Source organism: Micromonospora ureilytica (assembly GCF_015751765.1).
GTDB lineage: Bacteria > Actinomycetota > Actinomycetes > Mycobacteriales > Micromonosporaceae > Micromonospora > Micromonospora ureilytica.
The window spans coordinates 1052171-1077979 of sequence record NZ_JADOTX010000001.1 but is presented as its reverse complement, the minus strand read 5'-3'; the positions used below and the strand labels follow the sequence as shown (position 1 = coordinate 1077979).

Genomic DNA, 25809 nt, shown 5'->3' with positions numbered 1-25809 from the left:
GCCCTCAGGAGCGACTGTATGCAGATCATCGGTGGCAGCACCGGCGGCACCGTGGCGGACCGGGAGTCACACTCCACTGGCGGCCCGCTGACCGTCGCGCCGACCACACTCCCGGACGCCTTCGCGACGATGGCTCGACGCAACCCCGACGCGGTAGCTGTCGTTTTCGAGGACATCGAGGTCAGTTACGCCGAGCTGGACGCCAGGGCCAACCGGCTGGCGCACCTGCTCGTCGCCCGAGGGCTGGGCCCGGATCGGGTGGCCGGGCTCGCCGTGCCGCGCTCGGTCGACATGATCGTGGCGGAGCTGGCCGTGCTGAAGGCCGGCGGCGCCTACCTTCCGCTGGACCCGGCCGACCCGGCCGAGCGGCTCGCCTACCTGGTCGGCGACGCGCGGCCGGTCTGCCTGGTCACCACCTCCGAGGTGGCCGACCGGCTCCCCCGGGTCGATGGTGTGCCCCGGCTGCTGCTCGATACCCCAGAAGTGGCGGCTGAACTGGCGAACGCGTCGACCGACGACCCCGAACGCCCCGGCCTGCGGGTCGACCACGCCGCCTACGTCATCTACACCTCGGGCTCGACCGGCCGGCCCAAGGGGGTGCTGCTCACCCACACCGGCGTGGCCAAGCTGCTCTCCACCCAGTTCGAGCGGTTCGGGCTCACCCCCGACGTCCGGGTCCTGCACTTCGCCTCGCCGAGCTTCGACGTGGCGTTCTGGGATCTCTGCCTGGCCCTGCTCTCCGGTGGGCGGCTGGTCATCGTCCCCGCCGACCGCCGCGTCGCCGGACCGGCGCTCACCGAGTACGCGATCCGGCACCGGGTCAACTTCATGATCCTGCCACCGGCGCTGCTGGCCGCGCTGCCCCCGGAGTGTGAACTGCCACCGGGCATCCTGTTGGCCGGCACCGAACGGGTGTCGCCGGAACTGGTCGCCCGCTGGGCGCGAGGCCGCCGCATGTTCAACGCGTACGGCCCGACGGAGGCCACCGTCAACTCCACGCTTGGCGAGTGTGACCCGGAGCGGATCGACGGCTCCTCCGTCCCGATCGGACGTCCCGACCCGGGCACCGACGCCTACGTGCTCGACGACGCGCTGCGGCCGGTCGAGCCCGGTGTGCCCGGCGAGCTCTACCTCGCCGGTCCGGGCCTGGCCCGCTGCTACGTCAACCGGCCGGACCTGACCGCCGAGCGGTTCCTCGCCGACCCGTACGGGCCACCCGGCCGACGGATGTACCGCACCGGCGACGTGGCGACCTGGCGTGCCGACGGACGGCTGGACTTCCTCGGGCGGGTCGACGACCAGGTGAAGGTGCGTGGATACCGCATCGAGCTGGGCGAGATCGAGTCGGTGCTGGCCCGCCACCCGAACGTCGGCCAGGTCACCGTGCTGGCCCGCGAGGACCGCCCGGGTGACGTGCGGCTGGCCGCCTACGTCGTACCGAGCGAGGACGACGCACCGGAGGACCGGGCCGACAGTCAGGTCGCCGAGTGGAAGGAGTTGCACGAACTGCTCTACCAGGCCGGCCGGGTCGAGCGCTTCGACGAGAACTTCACCGGATGGAACAGCAGCTTCGACGGCTCGCCCATTGGGTTGGAGCAGATGCGCGAGTGGCGGGACACCACAGTCGACCGGATCCGGTCGCTGCGGCCCCGACGCGTCCTGGAGATCGGCGTCGGCAGCGGGTTGCTGCTGTCGCGACTGGCCCCGGAGTGTGAGAGCTACTGGGGGCTGGACCTCTCCGAGCAGGCCATCGACACGTTGCGTGCCGCAGTGACGACGATCCCGGGGCTCGACGAACGGGTCACGCTTCGCGCCCAACCGGCCCACGACCTGACCGGGGTGCCGACCGGCTGGTTCGACACTGTCGTCATCAACTCGGTGGTGCAGTACTTCCCGAGCGCCGACTACCTGACCGGCGTGCTGCGTGCCGCAGCCGAGCGACTCGCCCCCGGCGGTGTGATCTTCGTCGGGGACGTCCGTAACCTGCGCCTGCACCGGATGCTGCACGAGGCGATCCAGGCCAGCCGTGGCGTCGCCCCCGCCGAGTTGGACGCCGCGGTCGAGGCGGCGGTCCGAGCCGAACGCGAGCTACTGCTCGACCCGGACTACTTCGCCGCGCTGCCGAGCGGATCGATCCGGGGCGCCGAGGTGTGGGTCAAGCGGGGCGGCTACGACAACGAGCTGAGCCGCTACCGCTACGACGTCGTGCTGACCACCGCGCCCACGCCCGCGCCCACAGCCGAGGCGACGTACGCCTGGACCGGGCGCTTGGACGACGTCCGGGACCAGCTGGCGGTCGGCCCGCAGCGGCTGCGGATCACAGGTGTGCCGAACGCCCGCCTGGGTGGAAAATTCGCCCCGTCCGTCGAGGACTTCCACGCGCTGGCCGACGCATTCGGCTACCGCGCCGTGGTGACCTGGGACGGCTCCTCGATCAGCGGGGATCTGGACGTCGTCTTCCAACGCGGCGCCGAGCCCCGCCACGCCTACCGTCGCGGTGGCGTGGTCGCGCACGCCAACACCCTGACCGCGGTCGCCGATCCGACGGCGCTGGTGAAGGCGCTGCGCCTGCACGCCGAGTCCTGGCTGCCCAGCTACATGGTGCCGACCGGCTTCGTGCTGCTGGACCGACTGCCGGTGCTGACCAGCGGCAAGCTCGACCGGGCCGCGTTGCCAGCACCGGACTACGCCGCCCAGGCCACCGGCACCGCCCCCCGCACGCCACGGGAGAGGGTGCTCTGCGAGCTGTACGCGGACGTCCTGGGCGTCCCCGGCGTCGGCATCGAGGACGATTTCTTCAGCCTGGGCGGGGACAGCATCGTCTCCATCCAGTTCGTGCTGCGCGCCCGCGCGACGGGGCTGGTCTGCACCTCACGCCAGGTGTTCGAGCTTCGGACGGTGGCCGCGTTGGCCGAGGTCGTCACCGACCTCGACGCCGGCACCCAGGACCAGCCCGACGACGGTGTGGGCGACATTCCGTTCACGCCGATCCTGCGGTGGCTCGACGAGACCGGCGGCCCGATCGACGCGTTCAGCCAGTCGATCGTGCTCGCGACCCCGGCGGGAGCCACCGAGGCTGACCTGGCCGCCGTGCTGAACGCGCTCACCGACAGGCACGACCTGCTGCGCTCGCGGTTCGTCCGCGCCACCCCCACGGCACCGGGCCGGCTGCACGTCGCGCCGCGCGGCACCGGCCGGTCGTGGCTGCGGCGGGCCGAACCCGCAGCGGTGATCGAGGTCGAGGAGCAGGCCGCCGCCGGCCGGCTCGACCCCGAGCGGGGTGTGCTGGCCCAGGCCGTCTGGTTCGACAGGGGGGACTCCGCGCCGGGCCGGCTGTTGCTGGTCATCCACCACAGCATCGTGGACGGCGTCTCGTGGCGGATCCTGCCGGCCGACCTCGCCACCGCCTGGGAGCGGCGGTTGGCTGGTCGTACCCCGGTCCTGGAACGCACCGGCACGTCCTTCCGGCGGTGGGCCACGGAACTCACCGAGGCGGCCCGGCGCCCGGAACGCACAGCGGAACTGGCGCTGTGGCAGCGCATCCTGACCGGCGCGGACCCGGCGTTGACGCGGCGCCCGCTGCGGCCGGTGGACGACCTCGCCACTGTCGCCCGGCACACCGTACGGCTGCCCGCCGCGACCACCGAACCGGTGATCACCACGGTTGCCGCAGCCTTCCACGCCGGCATCAATGACGTGCTGCTCACCGCGCTCGCTCTGGCGATGATCGACTGGCGGACCCGACACGGGAAGGGCACCGAGCGCTCGGTGCTCATCGCGTTGGAGGGGCACGGCCGGGAGGAGCAGGTCGTCGCGAACGCCGACCTCACTCCGGGGCTCGGCTGGTTCACCACAGTCTTCCCGGTCCGCCTCGACCCCGGTGACATCGATGTCGCCGACGCGCTGGCCGGTGGACCGAGCGCCGGCATCGCGCTGAAGCGGCTCAAGGAGCAGCTGCGGGCCATCCCGGACCACGGCATCGGGTACGGGATGCTGCGCTACCTCAATCCGGATACCGAGCCTGAGCTGGCCGGCCGCCCCGCGCCGCAGGTCAGCTTCAACTACCTCGGTCGGTTCACCGCCTCGTCCGGCGACGGCGAGAGCTGGACGCCGGTGGCGGGGCACGGCATCCTGGCCGGCGGGTTCGACCTCGGCATGCCTGTCGCGCCGTACACGTTGGAGATCAACGCGTACGTGCAGGACACCACGGCCGGCCCGGAGTTGGGTGTGACCTGGGCGTACCCGCGTGACCTGCTGGACGACGCGGCGGTCGCCGACCTCGCCGCGGCCTGGTTCGCCGCGCTGGAGGCGCTCGTCGTGCATGCCCGCGGCCCGGCCGCCGGCGGGCTCACCCCGTCCGACCTGACGCTGACGCTCAGCCAGGACGAGATCGACGAGTTCGAGGCCGAATGGGAGCTTTCGTGACCGCGACCGCCACTCCCGGGCAGGCCTCCGGGATCGCCGACATCCTGTCGCTGACCCCGCTGCAGGAGGGGCTGCTGTTCCACGCGCATCTCGCCGCGGACGGCCCGGACGTCTACACCGGGCAGTTGACAGTCGCCCTGGACGGGCCACTGGACGCCGAGCGGCTGCGGGCCGCCGGGCAGTCAGTGCTCGACCGTCGGCCCAACCTGCGGGTGGCCTTCCGCCGCCGGAAGAACGGGCAGTCCGTGGCCGTGGTGCCGCGGCACGTGCCACTGCCCTGGTCCGCCCTGACCCTGGCCGAGGACGAACTCCCCGGATTCCTCGACACGGACCTCGCGACCCGGCTCGACCCGGCGACCGCGCCACTGCTGCGGATGACACTGGTCCGCCTCGGTCCGCACCGGCACCGGCTCGTGATCACCCACCACCACCTGCTGCTCGACGGTTGGTCGGTGCCGCTGTTGCTGGACGAGCTGATCGCCCTGTACCGGGGCGACCTGTTGCCGGAGCCCGCCGACTTCCGCGACTACCTCGCCTGGACCGCCGCTCAGGACCGTCCGGCGGCCGAGGCCGCGTGGCGCGAGGCACTGGCCGGGCTGGACGGGCCGACAGTGCTCGCCGGGCGTCCCCCGGCCGAGGCGGTGGTGCCGGAACGCCTCGTGCGTGACCTCTCGGTCGAACTGACCGCGCGGCTCACCGCACTCGGTCGTGCCCGTGGGCTCACCATGAACACCATCGTCCAGGGTGCCTGGGGGGTCGTGGCCGGGGCGCTGACCGGACGCGACGACGTGGTGGTCGGCGCGACAGTCGCCGGTCGTCCGCCGGACCTCCCCGGTGCCGACACCATGATCGGTCTGTTCATCAACACCATTCCGGTACGCATCACCCTGGATCCGGCCGCGCCGGTGGCGACAGTGCTGCGCCGCCTGCAGGACGGGCAGGTGCGGCTGATGGAGCACCAGCACCTCGGGTTGGCCGAGATCCAGCGGCTGGCCGGGCACGGCGAGCTGTTCGACACCCTGACGGTCTTCGAGAACTACCCGCTGGGCGAGTCGCTACCGGAGCCGGTCGACGGCGTACGCGTCACCGGCGCGGACGTCCGCGACTGCGCGCACTATCCCCTGACACTGACCGCGCGTCCCGGCCACCGGCTGCACCTCGACCTGGAGTACCGCGCCGACCTGATCGGCCGGGACGCCGCCGGGACGCTGCTGGACCGGCTGACCCTGGTGCTGACCCGGATCTGCGACGCCCCGGACGCGCCCCTAGCCGCGGTCGACGTGCTGACCTCGGCGGAACGGGACCGCGTCCTGCGGGGCTGGAACGACACCGCCAGGCCGGTGCCCGACACCACGGTCAGCGCGCTGTTCCACGAGCAGGCGACCCGGACGCCCACAGCTGTCGCTCTCGTCGCGGACGGACGCGAGTGGACCTTCGCCGACGTGGAGCGCTGGGCTGCCGGACTGGCCGGGGCGTTGCGCGAGCACGGCGTCACGCGAACCGACCGGGTCGCGCTCGCGCTGCCACGGGCGCTCACCGTGCCGGCGGTGTTCGGCGTGCTCGACAGCGGGGCGGCCTACCTGCCGATCGACCTGAACCAGCCGACAGCCCGGATCACGGCGATGCTCGACGACGCGGCCCCGGCGGTGCTGGTGGTAGCGGCCGGCGACGACCCGGCCCCGCAGTGGACCGGCCCTCGGCTGGTGGTGGGTTCGGCGGTACCGGAGGCGACGCCGTTCGTGGGTGCGCCGTCGGCGGACGACGCGGCGTACGTGATTTTCACGTCGGGGTCGACGGGGCGGCCGAAGGGTGTGGTGGTGCCCCACCGGGGGATCGTGAACCTGTTCGGCTCGCATCGTGAGCGGCTGATGGCCGGTCCGCGGCGACGGGTGGCGCACGTCGCGTCGTTCACGTTCGACGGGTCGTGGGAACCGCTGATCTGGCTGCTCGACGGACACACCCTGCACGTCATCGACTCCGACGTCTACCACGACGCCGCCGCGCTGGTCGGCCAGCTGCGTGAGCAGCGGATCGACGTGCTGGACGTGACGCCCACGTTTCTGCGGGAGTTGGTTCCGGCGGGTGTGTTGGACGCGGGTCTGAGTGTGTTGCTGGTCGGTGGTGAGGCGATCGACGGGCAGCTGTGGCAGCGGGTGTCGGCCACTCCGGGGCTGACCTGTCATGACCTGTACGGGCCGACCGAGGCATCGGTGGACGCCTACGGGTGGGAGGGTCCGGACCGGTCGGCGTATCGACTGGCGAACGTGCGCACGTACGTCCTCGACGGCGGGTTGCGGCCGGTGGCGCCGGGGGTGCTCGGCGAGGTGTACGTCGCCGGGGCCGGGTTGGCGCACGGGTACCTGAACCGGGCCGGGCTGACGGCGGAGCGGTTCGTGGCCGACCCCTTCGGTCCGGCGGGTGCGCGGATGTACCGCACCGGGGACCTGGCCCGGTTCGACCGGGACGGGGTGTTGGAGTTCGCCGGCCGCGCCGACGGACAGGTAAAGATCCGCGGTTACCGGATCGAGGTGGGCGAGATCGAGGCCGCCCTCGGCCAGGCCGCCGTGGTGCTCCGCGACGGCCGACTCGTCGCGTACGTGGTGGGCGGGCCGGTCGACACCGACCGGCTGCGGGAGACGTTGCCGGATTACATGATCCCGTCGGCGTTCGTCGAGATGGACGCACTGCCCCGGACGGTGGCCGGGAAGCTTGACGTGGCCGCGTTGCCGGCTCCGGACTTCGCCGGGTCAAGCGTGGGTCGCACCGCCCGCAACACCCGTGAGCAACACCTGTGCGACCTGTTCGCCGAGGTGCTGGGCGTGCCGTCGGTGGGCATCGACGACGACTTCTTCGCGTTGGGCGGTCACTCGTTGTCGGTGATGCGCCTCGCCGGTCGGGTGCGGGCCGTCATGGGTGTGGAGTTGCCGGTCCGAGCGGTGTTCGACGCACCGACAGTGGCGGGTCTGCTGCCGAGGCTGGTCGGATCGAGTCGAGCGCCGCTGGTGGCACGGCCGCGCCCGGACCGGGTGCCGCTGTCGTACGCCCAACAACGGTTGTGGTTCCTCTACCGCCTCGAAGGACCGAACCCGACGTACAACATCCCGATCGCGTGGCGACTGCGTGGCCGTCTCGACACCGACGCGTTGATCGCCGCCGTCGGCGACGTGGTGGCCCGACACGAAACCCTCCGCACCATCTTCGGCGACCAGGACGGCGGTGAGCCGTACCAATGCGTCCTGCCCGCCGAATCGGTCGCGGTGCCGGTGGCGGACATCGCCGAGGCGGACCTCCCCGAACGGCTCGCGGAGATCGGGGCGTACGGATTCCGTCTCGACCACGAGCCGCCACTGCGCGCCTGGCTCTTCCGGATCGCACCGGACGAGCATGTGCTGCTTCTGCTGTTGCATCACATCGCCGGCGACGAATGGTCGGACGTGCCGCTGCGCCGGGACATCGTGGCCGCCTACACGGCCCGCTGCGCCGGACTGGCGCCGGCGTTCCCGCCCCTGCCCGTGCAGTACGCCGACTTCGCGCTGTGGCAGCGCGAGGAGTCGAGCGCGCTCACCGCGCAGGTCGACGGATGGCGGGAGGCGCTGGCCGGGCTGCCCGACGAGGTGGACCTGCCGGCCGACCGGCCCCGCCCCGCCGAGGCCAGCCACCGCGGCGACGTTGTCGACTTCACGCTGCCCGCCGAGGTGACCGAACGGCTGCGTGCGCTGGCCCGGTCGACCGGCACCTCCATGTTCATGGTGGTGCAGGCGGCGGTGGCGGTGCTGCTGTCGCGGTTGGGCGCGGGTACTGACGTGCCGCTGGGCGCGCCCGTGGCGGGCCGCCCGGACGCCGCACTGGACGGCCTCGTCGGCTTCTTCGTGAACACACTCGTGCTCCGCACCGACACATCGGGTAACCCGTCGTTCCAAGAACTGCTGGCCCGGGTACGGGAGACCGACCTCGCCGCGTTCGACAGGCAGGACGTGCCGTTCGAGCACCTGGTCGAAGCGCTGAACCCGGTCCGGTCCCTGAGCAGGCACCCCCTGTTCCAGACGATGGTCTCCTACCTCGGCGAGGCCGACGGCGCCTGGCACCTCGGGTCGCTGCGCGTCGAGACCGAGCGGGTGCGCCAGCACGTCGCGATGTTCGATCTGTCATTCGACTTCTTCGAGACCCGCGGCGGCATACGTGCCGAACTGGAGTACGCGACCGACAGGTACGACAGTTCCTCCGCCCGGACCCTGGTCGAGCGGTTGCAGCGGGTCCTCGCCACGGTCGCCGCCGACCCGGCGGCGGTGGTGAGCAGGATCGACGTGCTCGCCCCGGCCGAGCGTTCGCGGCTGCTGGCCGTGGAGGCCGCCACGCCGATCCCCACGAACTCCATCGTGGACCTGTTCGTCGCGCAGGCGGCCGCCAGGCCCGACGCGGTGGCCCTGGTCTCCGGCGGACGCGCCTGGACGTTCGCCGAGCTGGACCACTGGTCGTCGCGGCTCGCCGGTGCGCTCGCCGCGTACGCGGGCGGCCTCGTCGCGCTGGCCACGTCCCGCCCGCTCACCGTCCCGGCGATCCTCGGCGTGCTCAAGGCGGGTGCGGCGTACCTGCCGCTCGACGCGTACCAGCCGACCGACCGGATCACTGCGATGCTCGACGACGCCCAGCCGGCGATCCTGGTCACCACCGGGGACACCGACGTGCCCTGGTCGGGCCCTCGACTGGTGGTGGGTTCGGCGGTACCGGAGGCGACGCCGTTCGTGGGTGCGCCGTCGGCGGACGACGCGGCGTATGTGATTTTCACGTCGGGGTCGACGGGGCGGCCGAAGGGTGTGGTGGTGCCCCACCGGGGGATCGTGAACCTGTTCGGCTCGCATCGTGAGCGGCTGATGGCCGGTCCGCGGCGACGGGTGGCGCACGTCGCGTCGTTCACGTTCGACGGGTCGTGGGAACCGCTGATCTGGCTGCTCGACGGACACACCCTGCACGTTTTCGATGATGACGAGTACCGCGATCCGGGTGTTCTCGTGTCGCGGTTGAGTGAACAGCACATCGATGTGCTGGACGTGACGCCCACCTATCTGCGGGAGTTGGTGCCGGCAGGTGTGTTGGACGCGGGTCTGAGTGTGCTGCTCGTCGGTGGTGAGGCCATCGACGGGCAGTTGTGGCAACGGGTCTCTGCCACACCGGGGTTGACCTGTCACGACCTGTACGGGCCGACCGAGGCATCGGTGGACGCCTACGGGTGGGAGGGTCCGGACCGGTCGGCGTACCGGTTGGCCAACGTGCGGACCTATCTGCTCGACGCCGGATTGCAGCCGGTGGCGCCGGGGGTGCTCGGCGAGGTGTATGTCGCCGGGGCCGGGTTGGCGCACGGCTACCTGAACCGGGCCGGGCTCACCGCAGAACGGTTCGTGGCCGACCCGTTCGGCCCCGCCGGCGCGCGCATGTACCGCACCGGGGACCTGGCCCGGTTCGACCGGGACGGGGTGCTGGAGTTCGCCGGCCGCGCCGACGGACAGGTCAAGGTCCGCGGCTACCGGATCGAGGTGGGCGAGATCGAGGCCGCCCTCGGCCAAGCCGCAGTCGTCGTCCGCGACGGCCGACTCGTCGCCTACGTGGTCGGCGGGGTCGACCTGGACCGCTTGCGGGCCACGCTGCCCGACTACATGATCCCGTCGGCGTTCGTCCAGGTCGACGCGTTGCCCCGGACCATCGCCGGCAAACTCGACGTAGCCGCGCTGCCCACCCCGGACTTCTCCCAACTGGTCGGCGGCACGGCCGCCCGCAACAGCCGCGAGCAACACCTGTGCGACCTGTTCGCCGAGGTGCTGGGCCTGCCGTCGGTCGGCATCCACGACGACTTCTTCGCGTTGGGCGGTCACTCGCTGCTGGTGATGCGCCTCGCCGGCCGGGTGCGGGCCGTCATGGGCGTGGAACTGCCGGTCCGAGCGGTGTTCGACGCACCGACAGTGGCGGCTCTGCTGCCGAGGCTGGTCGGATCGAGTCGAGCACCGCTGGTGGCACGGCCGCGCCCGCACCGGGTGCCGCTGTCGTACGCCCAACAACGGCTGTGGTTCCTCTACCGCCTCGAAGGACCGAACCCGACGTACAACATCCCGATCGCCTGGCGACTGCGGGGCCGTCTCGACACCGACGCGTTGATCGCCGCCGTCGGCGACGTGGTGGCCCGACACGAAACCCTCCGCACCATCTTCCCGGACGTCGACGGGGCCCCCTACCAACACATCCTCCAACCGGACGCCGTCCCTGTCGCGTTCCACGAGGGCGGCGACGTCGACGCCGCCGCCGAGCACGCGTTCGCGCTCGATCGGGAGCCGCCGCTGCGGGTCGACGTGTTCCGGGTGGCACCGGACGAGCACGTGTTGCTCCTGCTGTTGCACCACATCGCCGGCGACGAGTGGTCCGACGAACCGTTGCGCGCCGACCTCACCGCGGCGTACGAGGCGCGCCGCGCCGGACGCGCCCCGGCGTTCCGACCGCTCCCCGTGCAGTACGCCGACTTCGCCCTCTGGCAGCGCGAGCAGTCCGCGGACCTGACCGAACAGGTGCGAGCGTGGCGGGAGGCCCTGGCCGGGCTGCCCGACGAGGTGGACCTGCCGGCCGACCGGCCCCGCCCCGCCGAGGCCAGCCACCGCGGCGACCTCGTCGACTTCGTCCTGCCCGACGCGGTGGCCCGCGACCTCCGCCACCTGGCCCGATCGACAGGCACCAGCCTCTTCATGGTGGTGCAGGCGGCGGTGGCGGTCCTGCTGTCGCGGTTGGGCGCAGGTACTGACGTGCCGCTGGGCGCGCCGGTGGCGGGCCGCCCGGACGCCGCACTGGACGACCTCGTCGGCTTCTTCGTGAACACACTCGTGCTCCGCACCGACACCTCGGGTAACCCGTCGTTCCAGGAACTGCTGGCCCGGGTACGGGAGACCGACCTCGCCGCGTTCGACAGGCAGGACGTACCGTTCGAGCACCTGGTCGAAGCACTGAACCCGGTCCGGTCCCTGAGCCGGCACCCCCTGTTCCAGACGATGGTCTCCTACCTGCCCGGCGGGGGTGACACCTGGACGCTCGGCGAGCTGACCGGACGGCCCGAACCCGTCGGACACCGTACGGCGATGTTCGACCTCTCCTTCGACTTCGCCGACGCCCCGGACGGCGGCATCGAGGGAAGCCTCGAATTCGCCACCGACCGGTACGACCGCACGACCGCCCACACCCTGGTCGAGCGGTTGCAGCGGGTCCTCGCCACTGTCGCCGCCGACCCGTCGGCGGTGGTCAGCCGAATCGACGTCCTGAGCCCTGACGAACGGGATCGGCTCTTCGACGCGGACGTCAGCGCGACCATCCCGCCGGGGTCCATCGTGGACCTCTTCGAGACACAGGTATCAACCACGCCCACGGCCGTGGCGCTGGTCTCCGGTGGCCGGTCCTGGACGTTCGCCGAGCTGGACGGGTGGTCGTCCCGGCTGGCCGGGGTGCTGGCCGGACGCGACGTGGGCCGAGGGCACCTGGTCGCGCTCGCGGTCCCCCGCCCGCTCACCGTTCCGGCGATCCTGGGCGTGCTCAAGGCGGGTGCGGTGTACCTGCCGCTCGACGCGTACCAGCCGACCGACCGGATCGCCGCGATGCTCGACGACGCCGCGCCGACGCTTGTGCTCACCACCGGCGACACGTCCCTACCGCCCGGCACCGCCCGCCTGCTGCTAGACGACCCCACAGTCTTCGAGGGTCCGATCGGCGGCACCACCCGCCCTCGGGCGGACGACCCCGCATATGTGATTTTCACGTCGGGGTCGACGGGGCGGCCAAAGGGTGTGGTGGTGCCCCACCGGGGGATCGTGAACCTGTTCGGCTCGCATCGTGAGCGGCTGATGGCCGGGCCGCGGCGACGGGTGGCGCACGTCGCGTCGTTCACGTTCGACGGGTCGTGGGAACCGCTGATCTGGCTGCTCGACGGGCACACCCTGCACGTCCTGGACGACGACGAGTACCGCGACGACGCCGCCCTGGTCGGCTACGTCCGCCGCCACCACGTCGACGTGTTGGACGTGACGCCCACCTATCTGCGGGAGTTGATTCCGGCAGGTGTGTTGGACGCCGGTCTGAGCGTGCTGCTCGTCGGTGGTGAGGCCATCGACGGGCAGTTGTGGCAGCGGGTCTGTGCCACACCCGGGTTGACCTGTCACGACCTGTACGGGCCGACCGAGGCATCGGTGGACGCCTACGGATGGCACGGTCCGGACCGGTCGGCGTACCGGTTGGCCAACGTGCGGACCTATCTGCTCGACGCCGGATTGCAGCCGGTGGCGCCGGGGGTGCTCGGCGAGGTGTACGTCGCCGGGGCCGGGTTGGCACACGGCTACCTGAACCGGGCCGGGCTCACCGCCGAGCGGTTCGTGGCCGACCCGTTCGGTCCCGCCGGCGCGCGCATGTACCGCACCGGAGACCTCGCCCGGTTCGACCGGGACGGGGTGCTGGAGTTCGCCGGCCGCGCCGACGGGCAGGTAAAGGTCCGCGGCTACCGGATCGAGGTGGGCGAGATCGAGGCCGCCCTCGGCCAAGCCGCCGTGGTGGTCCGCGACGGCCGACTCGTCGCCTACGTGGTCGGCGGACCGGTCGACACCGACCGGCTGCGGGCCACGCTGCCCGACTACATGATCCCGTCGGCGTTCGTCCAGGTCGACGCGCTGCCCCGCACCATCGCCGGCAAACTCGACGTAGCCGCGCTGCCCACCCCGGACTTCTCCCAACTGGTCGGCGGCACGGCCGCCCGCAACAACCGCGAACAACACCTGTGTGACCTGTTCGCCGAGGTGCTGGGCCTGCCGTCGGTCGGCATCGACGACGACTTCTTCGCAATGGGTGGGGACAGCATCGTCTCGATCCAACTGGTCAGCCGCGCCCGTGCGGCCGGCCTCGGCATCAGCCCACGGGACGTGTTCCGGCACAAGACCCCGGCCGGCCTCGCCCAGGCCGCCACCGTCGAGGTCGCGGTGACCGAGGACCCACGCGAGGCGTACGGGAGCGCGCCGCTCACCCCGGTGATGCGCTGGCTCGCCGAGGTGGATGGCCCGACCACCGGATACAGCCAGTCGATGCTGCTGCACGCCCCGGCCGGGCTCACCGCGGCCGGGCTGGCCGAGGTGCTACAGGCGCTTGTGGATCGCCACGACCTGCTGCGCGCCCGGGTGACCGAGGACGCTGTGCGAATCCCCGAGCCCGGCGCGCCTGTCGACGTCGTGCGGGTGGCCTCGTACGACGAAAAGGACCTGCCCGCGATCGCCGCCGCTGCCCGCGACCGGCTCGACCCCGCCCGCGGCGTCATGCTCCAGGCGGTGCTGCTCGAACCCGGGCACGTGCTGCTCGTCGTGCACCACTACGCCGTGGACGGAGTGTCCTGGCGGGTCCTGCTGCCCGACCTCGTTGCCGCCTGGGCGGCCCGGCAGGCGGCAACCCCGATCACCCTCCCGCCCACCGGCACCTCGTTCCGCCGCTGGGCCCGGGAACTCGACGGCCTCTCCCGCGACGCGAAGACCGTGGCGCAACTGCCGTACTGGGCCGAGGTTCTGGCCGGGCCGCGCGCCCCGCTGGGCAGCCGACCCCTCGACCGGACCCGCGACCGCACCGGCACCTGCGACGAGATCACCATCGAACTGCCACCGGAGGAGACCCAGCCGCTGCTCACCACGGTGCCCACCGGCTTCCACGCCGGCGTCGGCGACGTGCTGCTGACCGGGCTCGCGTTGGCGCTACGCGACTGGGCCGGCGGCGCCGGCTGGCTGGTCATGCTCGAAGGGCACGGCCGCGAGGAGCACCTGGTGGCCGGCGCCGACCTGTCCCGCACGGTCGGCTGGTTCACCAGCGAGTACCCGGTACGACTGGACCTCGGCACGGAGCACCCCGGTGACGCCCTGAAGACGATCAAGGAGCGGTTGCGGGCGGCACCGGACAACGGCGTCGGCTACGGCCTGCTGCGGTACCTCAACCCCGAGACGGCCACCGTGCTCGCCGGATACGACAAGCCCCTGATCAGCTTCAACTACCTCGGCCGGTTCGCCGCCGGGAACGCCGACGAGGGGCCGTGGGAACCGGCCGGGGAGGGCTGGGGCGGCGGCGCCGACGACGGCATGCCCGCCGACTACCCGCTGGAGATCAACGCGACCACCGAGGACCACGCCGACGGGCCACGGCTCGCCGCGACCTTCACCTGGCCGCGGGACCTGCTCACCGAGGAGCAGGTCCGCGACCTGGCCGGCCGCTGGCAGGCGGCGCTACGGGCGCTCGCCGCCGATCCGGGATCCGGGGGTTACACCCCGTCCGACCTGAGCCTGGTCGAGTTGAGCCAGGCCGACATCGACAGCCTTGAGGCCGAATTCGCCGACCTCGAGTCCGAGTGGGAGACGCAGTGACCAAGAAGACCGGGCTCGAGGACGTCCTGCCACTGTCGCCGTTGCAGGAAGGGCTGCTCTTCCACGCGCTCTACGACACCGACGCCCCTGACGTCTACACCGTGTCGACAGCGCTGGACCTGACCGGGCCGCTGGACAGCGTCCGGCTTCGCGACGCCGGGCAGGCGCTGCTCGACCGGCACGCCAACCTGCGGGCCGGGTTCCGGCGTACGGCCAAGGGCACCACTGTCGCCGCGATCCCCACCCGGGCACGCCTGCCCTGGGCCGAGCACGACCTCAGCGGCCTGTCCGAGGCCGAACGCGACGCCGAACTCGACCGACTCGGCGCCGCCGACCAGCAACAACGCTTCGACATGGCCCGGCCGCCGTTGCTGCGGATGACCCTGACCCGACTCGGGAACGCGGCGCACCGCCTCACCATCACGCACCACCACATCCTGCTCGACGGCTGGTCCGCGCCGCTGCTCGTGCGGGAACTGCTCGACCTGTACGCCAAGCCCGGCTCGTTGCCGCCGGTCACCCCGTACAAGGCGTACCTGGCGTGGCTGGCCCGCTGGGACCGGGACGCGGCTACCGCTGCCTGGCGGCACGCGCTCGCCGGGCTGGACGAACCGACCCGGATGGCACCCGCCGGCACCAGGCCCGAGCCGGTCGTCCCCGGCTCGGTGGAGACCGCGCTGCCAGCCGAGCTGAGCGGCCGGCTCACCGATCTCGCGCGTACCCTCGGCGTCACGGTCAACACTGTGGTGCAGGCGGCCTGGGGTCTGCTGCTGGCCCGGCTCACCGGTCGCGACGACGTGGTCTTCGGCGCCACCGTCTCCGGGCGGCCACCGCAGTTGCCAGGTGTCGAGTCGATGATCGGGCTGTTCATCAACACCGTGCCGGTGCGGGTCCGCATCGATCCGGCCGAGCCCGCCGACGCCCTGCTCGTACGCCTGCAGGACGAGCAGGCCGCGCTGATGGAACACCAGTACCTCGGGCTGGCCGACATCCAACGGCTGGCCGGGCACGGCGAGCTGTTCGACACGCTCACCGTCTTCGAGAGCTACCCCGACGATCCGGACGCCGCCGAGCCGGTGCCCGGACTGCGGGTCACCGAGGCGCAGGACGAGGACGCCACCCACTATCCGCTGGTGCTGGTCGCCGAGCCGGGCCCCCGGATCAATCTGGAGATCCGGCACCGCGCCGACGTGTTCGACGCCGACGCCGCCCGCGCCATCCTCGACCGGCTGATCCGCATCGTCAGCACGATGGCCGCCGACCCGGGCGCCCCGGTCGGCCGGATCGACATCCTCGACCCGGCTGAGCGCGCTGTCGTCCTCACCGAGTGGAACGGCAGCACGGACGGCATCGTCGCCACCACCTTCCCCCGGCGGTTCGCCGACATGCTCGCGGCGTATCCGGAGAACATCGCCGTGATCTGCGAGGACGAGCAGATCAGCTACGCCGAGTTGGCCGTCCGGTCGGACCGGCTGGCCCGGGCGCTGGCCGCCCGTGGGGTCGGCCCCGGCCAGGTCGTCGCGGTGGCACTCCCCCGCTCGGTCGACCTGGTCACCGCGCTTGTCGGCGTACTGCGCTGCGGCGCCGCCTACCTCGCGCTCGACCTGGACTACCCGGCCGATCGGCTGCGCTACATGGTGGAGGACGCCGCGCCGGCCTGCGTCATCACCCGCGCCGAGCTGACCGACGCGCTGCCCGACGACGTTCCCGTGGTGGACGTGGCCGCGTCCGGGCCGGACGTGACGCTTGTCGAGCCCGCCGTCTCGGACGCCGCGTACGTCATCTACACGTCCGGTTCGACAGGCCAGCCCAAGGGCGTCGTCGTCACCCACGAGGGCGTCGCGAAGCTGCTCGCCACCCAGCAGCGCCGGCTCGGTGTCACGCAGGCCAGTCGGGTGCTGCTCTTCGCGTCGCCCAGCTTCGACCTCGCCTACTGGGAGCTGTGCCAGGCGCTGCTGTCCGGCGGCGCGCTCGTGGTGGTCCCGGCCGAACTGCGCGTTCCCGGCGCGCCGCTCGTCGACTACCTCACCAAGCACGAGGTCACCCAGTTGGCTCTGCCGCCGTCGGTGCTCAGCGCGCTGCCCGCCGACTGCCGACTGCCGCTCGGGGTGTCCATGCTTGTCGGTACCGAGGAGGTGCCCGCCCGGCTGGCCGAGCGGTTCGCCGCCGGCCGGCGCATGTTCAACGCGTACGGGCCCACCGAGGCAAGCGTCAACGCGACCCTGTGGGAGTGCGCGCCGGTCTCCACCGGCACCGTGCCGATCGGCTACCCCGATCCCGGGCAGTTGGCGTACGTGCTGGACAGCGGCCTGAACCCGGTCCCGCCCGGGATCGTCGGTGAGCTGTACCTGGGCGGCCTCGGCCTGGCCCGTGGCTACCACAACCGACCTGGTCTGACCGCCGAGCGTTTCCTGCCGGACCCGTTCGCCGCGCCCGGCGCCCGGATGTACCGCACCGGCGACCTGGTGCGCTGGTCCCCGGACGGGGCGTTGGAGTTCGTCGGTCGCGTCGACCACCAGGTCAAGATCCGCGGGTTCCGGGTGGAACTCGGCGAGATCGAGGCTGTCGTCGCCCGCCAGGAGGGCGTCCGGCAGGCCGCCGTGGTGCTGCGTACCGACGGTGGCGTCAAACGGATCGTCGCGTACGTCGTCGGCGGCACCGACCTCGGCCGGCTGCGGGCGGGCGTCGCGGCCACGCTGCCCGACTACATGGTCCCCGGCGCGTTCGTCGCCCTGGACGCGCTGCCGGTGTCGGTCAACGGCAAGCTGGATCGGGCCGCCCTGCCGGCCCCGGAGTTCACCGCCGACGGCGGCGGCCGCACACCACGCACTCCCCGCGAGAAGCTGCTCTGCGACGTGTTCGCCGAGGTCCTGGAGGTGCCCACGGTCGGCATCGACGATGACTTCTTCGCCCTCGGCGGGGACAGCATCATGTCGATGCAGCTGGTCGGCCGGGCCCGGGTCGCCGGCCTGGTGATCACCCCACGCCAGGTGTTCCACCACCGCACCCCGGCCCGGCTGGTGGCCGTCGCCGGCACCGTGACCGGCGCCGACGCGGTTCCGTCGAGCCTGTCCCTGGTCACCCTCACCGAGACCGACAGGCGTGAACTGGCCGGCCTCGGCGTCGACGTACGCGAGGTGCTGCCGCTCTCGCCGTTGCAGACCGGCCTGCTGTTCCACAGCCTGCTCGACGACGCCGGCCCGGACGTCTACACCGTCCGCATGGTGGTCGACCTGACCGGGCCGATCGACGCCACCCGCCTGCGCGCCGCCGGTCAGGCCCTGCTCGACCGGCAGGCCAGCCTGCGCGCCTCGTTCCACCACCTCACGTCCGGCACGGCGGTCAGCGTCGTCCCGGCCACCGTCACCGTGCCGTGGACCGCTGTCGACCTGTCCGAGTTAGACGGCGACGCGAGGGAGGACGCTTGGCAGCGGCTCCTCGCCGAGCAGGGCCGCCGCTTCGATCCGACAGTCGCGCCGTTGCTGCGCCTCGCCCTGGCGCGTACCGGCCCGGACTCCCACCGGCTCGTGCTCACCCACCACCACCTACTGCTCGACGGCTGGTCCCGAGGACCACTGCTGGCCGAGCTGTCCGCCCTGTACCGCGACGGCGACACCGCGCCGGTGACCGGCCGGCCGTTCCGGGACTACCTCGCCTGGCTGGCCGGGCAGGATCGGCGGACCGCCGAGGACGCCTGGGCCGCCGCGCTCGGCGGCCTGGCCGAGCCCACCCGTGTCGCGCCCGTCGACGGGCGTCGTGCCGCGCTGGCTCCCGAAGTGGCCGAGGTGGAGTTGCCCGAGGACCGGACGGCGGCGTTGACCGCGAGCGCCCGCGCCCGTGGTCTCACCGTGAACACCATCGTGCAGGCCGCGTGGGCGCTGTTGCTGGCCCGGCTCACCGGCCGCGACGACGTGGTCTTCGGCGCCACCGTCTCCGGGCGGCCCCCGCAGCTGCCAGGCGTCGAGTCGATGATCGGGCTGTTCATCAACACCGTGCCGGTGCGGGTCCGCATCGACAGGGCCGAGCCCGCCCACGCGCTGCTCGACCGCCTCCAGGACGAGCAGTCCGCGCTGATGGAACACCAGTACCTCAGCCTCAGCGACATCCAGCGCATCGCCGGGCACGGCGAGTTGTTCGACACGCTGCTGGTCTTCGAGAACTACCCGGACGGCGACGCCGACGACGACGGGTTGCCGGTCACCGGCACCGACGGGCACGACGCCACCCACTATCCGCTCACGCTGATCGCCGAGCCCGGCCCGACCCTGCACCTCGCCGTCGAGTACCGGCCCGATCTGTTCGACTCCGCGTACGCCAGCCGGCTCGCCACGGCGCTGGTCACAGTCGTGGACGAACTCGTCAGCGGGCTGGACGCCCCGGTCGGTCGGGTCGGCCTGCTCGACCGGGCCGGGCGCGCGGCGATCCTCGCCGCCGGGACCGGCGAGATCCGGGAACTGCCCGAGGCGACCCTGCCGGAGTTGGTGGCCGCGCAGGTCGCGGCGACCCCCGACGCGGTGGCGCTCGTCGACCCGGACGGTGTCGAGATGACCTACCGCGAACTGGACGCGCGCACCGAGCGGCTGGCCCGGGTGCTCGCCTCCGTCGGCGCCGGACCGGAGACCGTTGTCGCGCTGGCCCTTCCGCGTTCGGTCGAGCTGGTCGTGGCGATCCTCGCGGCCGGGCGGGCCGGCGCCGCGTACCTGCCGCTCGACCTCGACCACCCGGACGCGCGACTGGCGACGATGCTCGCCGACGCGCGGCCCGCCGCGGTACTCACCGTCGGCGTCACCGCGTCGCGCGTCGCCGGGCTGCCGCACGCGGACGCGCCCATCGTGCTCGACGGACCGCTGGACGACCCGGAGGTGCGGCTCACCCCGCCCGGTCCCCGGCATCCGGCGTACGTCATCTACACCTCCGGCTCCACCGGCGTGCCCAAGGGTGTCGAGATCGAGCACGCCGGCATCGTCAACCGGCTGCGCTGGATGCAGCACGAGTACGGCCTCACGGTGGGCGACCGGGTGCTGCAGAAGACACCGGCCGGCTTCGACGTCTCGGTCTGGGAGTTCTTCTGGCCGCTGATCACCGGCGCCACCCTCGTCCTCGCGCGACCGGACGGCCACCGCGACCCGGTCTACCTCGCCGAACTGATCCAACGGGAACGGGTCAGCACCGTGCACTTCGTGCCGTCGATGCTCGCCGCGTTCCTCGCCGAGCCCCGCGCGGCCGGTTGCACAGCTGTGCGCCGCGTCCTGTGCAGCGGCGAGGCGCTGCCCAGCGTCCTCGCCGATCGGTGCCGGGAACTGCTGCCCGGCGCCGCCCTGCACAACCTGTACGGCCCGACCGAGGCGTCGGTGGACGTGACGGCGTGGCCCGCCGAGCGTGGCACCGGCACGGGCACGGTCCCGATCGGCGCGCCGGTGTGGAACACCCGGGTGACAGTCCTCGACGCCGGGCTGCGCCAGGTGCCGGTGGGGGTGCCGGGAGAGCTCTACCTCGCCGGTGTGCAGTTGGCCCGCGGCTACCGGGGCCGGCCCGACCTGACCGCCGGCCGGTTCGTCGCCGACCCGTACGGTCCGGCCGGCGCGCGCATGTATCGCACCGGCGACCAGGTGCGCTGGAGCGCGCCCGGGGTGCTCGAGTTCCTCGGTCGCGGCGACGGCCAGGTGAAGATCCGTGGGCTGCGCGTCGAACTGGGCGAGATCGAGGCCGCGCTCACCGGACAGCCCGACGTGGATTCGGCAGTGGTGCTGCTGCGCGAGGACCGGCCGGGTGTCGCACACCTGGTCGCGTACCTCACCGTGGCCGGCGACCTGGACGAGGCCCTGTTGCGGGCCCGGCTCGCGGCGCTGCTGCCCGAGCACATGGTGCCGTCCGCGTTCGTCGTCCTCGACGCGTTGCCGGTCTCGGTCAACGGCAAACTGGACCGGGCCGCCCTCCCCGCGCCCGACTTCGCCGCTGCGGGCACCGGCACGGCCGCGCGCAACCCGCGTGAACAGGTGCTCGTCGACCTGTTCGCACAGGTGCTGGCGGTGCCCACTGTGGGTGTCGAGGACGACTTCTTCAGCCTCGGCGGCGACAGCATCATCTCGATCCAGTTGGTCGGCCGGGCCCGCGCCGCCGGTCTGTCGCTGACCCTGCGGCAGGTGTTCCAACTGCGTACGCCTGCCGCGTTGGCCGCCGCCGCCGGGTCGGCGTTCACCGTGACCAGCGGCAGCGGTGCGCTGGTCACGCTCACCGACGCCGAGATCGCCGAGATTGCTGGGCGGGGCCTGGACGTGGCCGAGGTGCTGCCGCTCTCACCGCTGCAGACCGGGCTGCTCTTCCACGCCGCGTTCGACGCCGACGGCCTCGACCTCTACACCGTGCAGATGGTCTTCGACCTGCCCGGCAGCGTCGACCCGGCCCGGCTGCGCGCCGCCGGGCAGGCGCTGTTGCAGAGGCACGCCAACCTGCGGACGTCGTTTCACCAGCTCGACTCCGGCCGACCGGTCGCCGTGGTGAACCGTGGTGTCACGCTGCCCTGGGCCGAGGCGGATCTGTCCGATCTGGAGGCCGCACGGCAGGAGGAGGCTTGGCAACGCTGCCTCGCCGAGGAGGGCCGCCGATTCGATCCGGCGGTCGCCCCGCTGCTGCGGATGATGCTGGTACGCACCGGTGACGCGTACCGGCTGGTCCTCACCCACCAGCACATGCTGCTCGACGGCTGGTCCCGAGGGCCGCTGATGGACCAGCTCTCCGAGTTGTACGAGGGCGCCGACGGCGGCACCGCCCCGGCGCCGTACCGCGACTTCCTCGCCTGGCTGGTCGGGCAGGACCGGTCCGCCGCCGAGCAGGCGTGGCGTGCCGCACTGGACGGAGTCGCCGACGCCACCCGGCTCGCCCCGGCCGACCCGCAACGGGAACCGGCGGTGCCCGAGCTTGTCGAGCAGGAGCTGGCCGAGGCCGTGACCGCGCGCCTGACCAGCCTGGCCCGTTCCCGGGGGCTGACGCTGAACACGCTGGTCCAGGCCGCCTGGAGCATCGTGCTGGGCCGGCTCACCGGCCGTGACGACGTGATCTTCGGCGCGACCGTCTCCGGACGACCGGCGCAGTTGCCAGGCGTGGAGTCGATGATCGGGCTGTTCATCAACACCGTGCCGGTGCGGGTGCGCATCGACCCGGCCGAACCGGTGGCGGGGCTGCTGGCCCGGCTCCAGGACGAGCAGTCGGCGCTGCTCGATCACCAGTACCTCGGGCTGGCCGACATCCAACGCCTGGCCGGGGTCGGGGAGCTGTTCGACACGCTGCTGATCGTCGAGAACTACCCGGAGCGGACCGGCGACGGGCCGGAGAGCCTGCTCGCCGCCGTCGACGCGGGTGGGCGGGACGCCACCCACTATCCGCTCACCTGGGTCGTCGACCCGGGGCAGCGGCTGCGGGTGGGCCTGGAGTTCCGTCCCGACCTGTTCGCCCCGCCGGTCGCCCGACGCCTGGTCGGCGCGCTCACCGCCGTCCTGACCGCGTTCACCACCGATCCGGACCGCGCGGTGGGCCGCCTCGACCTGGTGTCGGACGAGGACCGCACCGGCTGGAACCCACCACCGCCCGCCGACGGCGACGACCCGACCGTGGCGGTCCTGTTCGAACGGCAGGTGGCCGAGTCGCCGGACGCGCCCGCAGTCGTCTGCGGCACGGTTCGCCTGACGTTCGCCGAACTCAACGGTCGCGCCAACCGGCTGGCCCGGCTGCTGGCCGCCCGTGGAGTCGGCGCCGAGGACGTGGTCGGACTGGCCCTGCCGCGCACCGCCGACGCGATCACCGCGATCCTCGCGGTGCTCAAGTGCGGTGCCGCCTACCTGCCGCTGGACCCGGCCTACCCACCGGCCCGGGTCACCGCGATGCTCGCCGACGCGCGGCCCGCCCTGCTGGTCACCGCCTCCGGGGTCGGTGTCACCGCGGACGGGCTCGACCGCGTCCTGGTCGACGACCCGGCGTTGGACACCCTCGCCGGCCACGACCTGACCGACGGCGAGCGGGTACGTCCGGCCCTCCCCCAGCACCCGGCGTACGTCATCTACACCTCCGGCTCCACCGGACGCCCGAAGGGCGTGGTGGTCACCCATCGCAACCTGGTCAACCTGTTCCGGAGCCACCGCGCGCAGCTGCACCTGCCCGCCCGCGCCGCCACCGGCCGCCGTCACCTGCGGGTCGGGCACGCCTGGTCGTTCGCGTTCGACGCCTCCTGGCAACCGCAACTGTGGCTGCTCGACGGGCATGCCCTGCACATCGTCAGCGAGGAACTGCAACGCGACCCGGAGCAGCTGGCCGAGCTGATCCGGGCCGAGGGGATCGACTTCATCGAGCTGACCCCCTCGCACTTCGCGCAACTCGCCGACGCCGGCCTGATCCGCGACGGGCGCTGCCCCCTCGCCGTGGTCGGTGTCGGCGGCGAGGCGGTGCCGCCCGCGCTCTGGCAGCGCCTGGGCGGGCTGCCCGGCACCGAGGCGTTCAACCTGTACGGTCCGACCGAGGCGACAGTTGACGCTCTCGCCGCCCGGATCGGCGACACCGCCACCCCCGTGATCGGCCGGGCCGTCGCGGGCGCCCGCGCGTACGTGCTGGACCGCGCCCTGCGGCACACCCCGACCGGTGTGGCCGGCGAGCTGTACGTCGGCGGCGCCGGCCTGGCGCGTGGTTATCTGGGCCGGCCGGACCAGACCGCGGAGCGTTTCCTCGCCGACCCGTACGGCGCGGCGGGCGAGCGGATGTACCGCACCGGTGACCTGGTGCGGTGGACCGAGGACGGCCGGGTGGAGTACCTCGGCCGGGTCGACGAACAGGTGAAGATCCGCGGCTTCCGGGTGGAGCTGGGCGAGATCGAGTCGGTGCTCGCCGCGCAGCCCGGCGTCACCGAGGCCGTGGTGATCGCCCGGGAGGACCGCCCCGGCGTACGCCTCCTGGCCGGCTACGTGGTCGGTGCCGACGGCCTCGACCTGGCCGCGTTGCGTGCCGCGGTCGCCGTCGAACTACCCGACTACATGGTGCCGTCCGCCCTGGTCCGCCTCGACCGGTTGCCCACCCTGGCCAACGGCAAGCTGAACCGAGCCGTGCTGCCCGCGCCCGACCTCGGCGCGACGGGTGCCGGCCGGGCACCCCGTACGGAGCGGGAACGGGTCCTGGGCGAGGTGGTCGCGGCCGTGCTGGGTCTGCCCTCGGTGGATGTCGAGGCGGACTTCTTCACGTTGGGCGGCGACAGCATCGTCGCGATGCAGCTCGTCGGTCGGGCCCGTGCGGCCGGCCTGCGGCTCACCCCTCGGCAGGTCTTCGCGGAGCGTACGGTGGCCGGGCTGGCAGTGGTCGCGACAGTGCTCGACCGGACCGGTGGCCGGGTCGACGACGGGGTCGGGTCGTTCCCGCTGACCCCGGTCATGCGGTGGCTGCGGGAGGTGGACGGCCCGATCGACGGGTTCAACCAGTCCGCTGTCGTGCAGGTCCCGGCGGGCCTCGGTTGGGAGCCGTTGCTGGCCGCGTTGCAGGCCGTCGCCGACCGGCACGACCTGCTGCGGGCCCGGCTGGACCGCACCGGCGACTGGTCGGTGACCGTGCCGCCGCCGGGCTCGTCGCGGGCCGCCGACTGGACCGTACGCGTCGACGTGAGCGGCCTCGACGATCGTGGCCTGTGGGACGCGGTCGTCGAGCAGGCGACCGTCGCGCAGGCCGGACTCGACCCGGACAGCGGGGCGATGATCCGGGCCGCCTGGCTGGACGCCGGCCCGCACCGGCCGGGCCGCCTGCTGCTGCTGGTCCACCACCTGGTCGTGGATGGTGTCTCGTGGCGGGTGCTGCTGCCCGAGATCGGCGCGGCCTGGAGGGACGCGGTCGCCGGTCGTGCACCGCTGACCGCAGCGACAGGCACGTCGTTCCGCCGCTGGGCGACCGGCCTGGCCGAGCGGGCGTTGGATCCGGCACGGGTGGCGGAACTGCCGAGGTGGGCGCAGATCGTGCGGCGGGGCGACCCGTTGCCGGTACGCCGCCCGCTCGATGCCGCGGTCGACGTGGCCGGCACCCTGCGCGACATCACACTGACCCTGCCCACCGACGTCAGCGAGGCCCTGCTCACCCGCGTTCCGGCGGGGCTCGGCGCCGGTGTCAACGACGTCCTGTTGGGCGCGTTGGGTGTGGCAGTCACCCGGTGGCGGGCCGCGCAGGGCGACGAAGGCGACGCGGTGCTCGTCGCGCTGGAGGGCCACGGACGGGAGGAGCACCTGGTGGACGGGGCGGATCTGTCCGGCACCGTCGGCTGGTTCACCAACATCTTCCCGGTCTGCCTGGACACCGCAGGGATCGATGTGTCGGTCGGCGGTGCGGCGGTGGCCGAGGCAGTGGCGCGGGTCCGCGAGGACCTGGCCCAGTTGCCGGACAACGGCATGGGCTACGGCATGCTCCGCTACCTCAACCCGGTGACCGCCCCCACCCTGGCCGCGTTGCCGCATCCGCCGATCCAGTTCAATTACATGGGACGGTTCGACTTCCCGGAGGCCGCCGACTGGGAGTTCGCCCCCGAGGCGGAGGCCGCCGAGAACGGCGCCGACGACGCCATGCCCGAGACGTACGAACTGGTGCTGAACGCCCAGACCGAGGACCGCGCGACCGGACCACAACTGGTTGCCACCTGGAGCTGGCCGGACGGCGTGTTCCCCGAGGGATCGGTGGACGATCTCGCCCACCTCTGGTTCGACGCCCTGCAAACCCTGGTAACGCACACCCGCACGAGGAGTATCCGATGAGCACGAACCCGTTCGACAACGCCGATGGCACGTTCCTGGTGCTGGTCAACGGCGAGAACCAGCACAGCCTGTGGCCGGTCTTCGCCGAGGTGCCGGCGGGCTGGCGGGCCGTGCACGGCCCGGCCGGTCGGCAGGACTGCGTCGACTACGTCAACGCGAACTGGACCGACATGCGTCCGCAGAGCCTGATCGACGCCGACCGCTGACCGGCG

The 25809-nt window shown here is 72.6% G+C and carries 4 protein-coding genes; all 4 read left to right on the top strand.

The features are described from left to right. The first annotated feature begins 18 nt into the window (after window positions 1–18). The 4 genes from IW248_RS04665 to IW248_RS04650 are packed head-to-tail and all read left to right on the top strand — an operon-like array spanning window position 19 to window position 25803. On the top strand, window positions 19–4425 hold the full coding sequence (locus tag IW248_RS04665) for a non-ribosomal peptide synthetase (protein WP_196925816.1): 4407 nt from the start codon (window positions 19–21) through the stop codon (window positions 4423–4425). Next, window positions 4422–14831 (top strand): non-ribosomal peptide synthetase, encoded by a 10410-nt coding sequence (locus tag IW248_RS04660; protein WP_196925815.1) that lies wholly within the window; start codon window positions 4422–4424, stop codon window positions 14829–14831. Before IW248_RS04665 ends, IW248_RS04660 begins: the two co-directional genes overlap by 4 nt. After that, entirely contained in the window at window positions 14828–25597 is a 10770-nt protein-coding gene (locus tag IW248_RS04655; RefSeq protein ID WP_196925814.1) for a non-ribosomal peptide synthetase, read from the top strand. Before IW248_RS04660 ends, IW248_RS04655 begins: the two co-directional genes overlap by 4 nt. Next, complete coding sequence (locus tag IW248_RS04650; RefSeq protein WP_124820737.1) at window positions 25594–25803, top strand: MbtH family protein; 210 nt, start codon at window positions 25594–25596, stop codon at window positions 25801–25803. Before IW248_RS04655 ends, IW248_RS04650 begins: the two co-directional genes overlap by 4 nt. Window positions 25804–25809 lie beyond the last annotated feature (6 nt).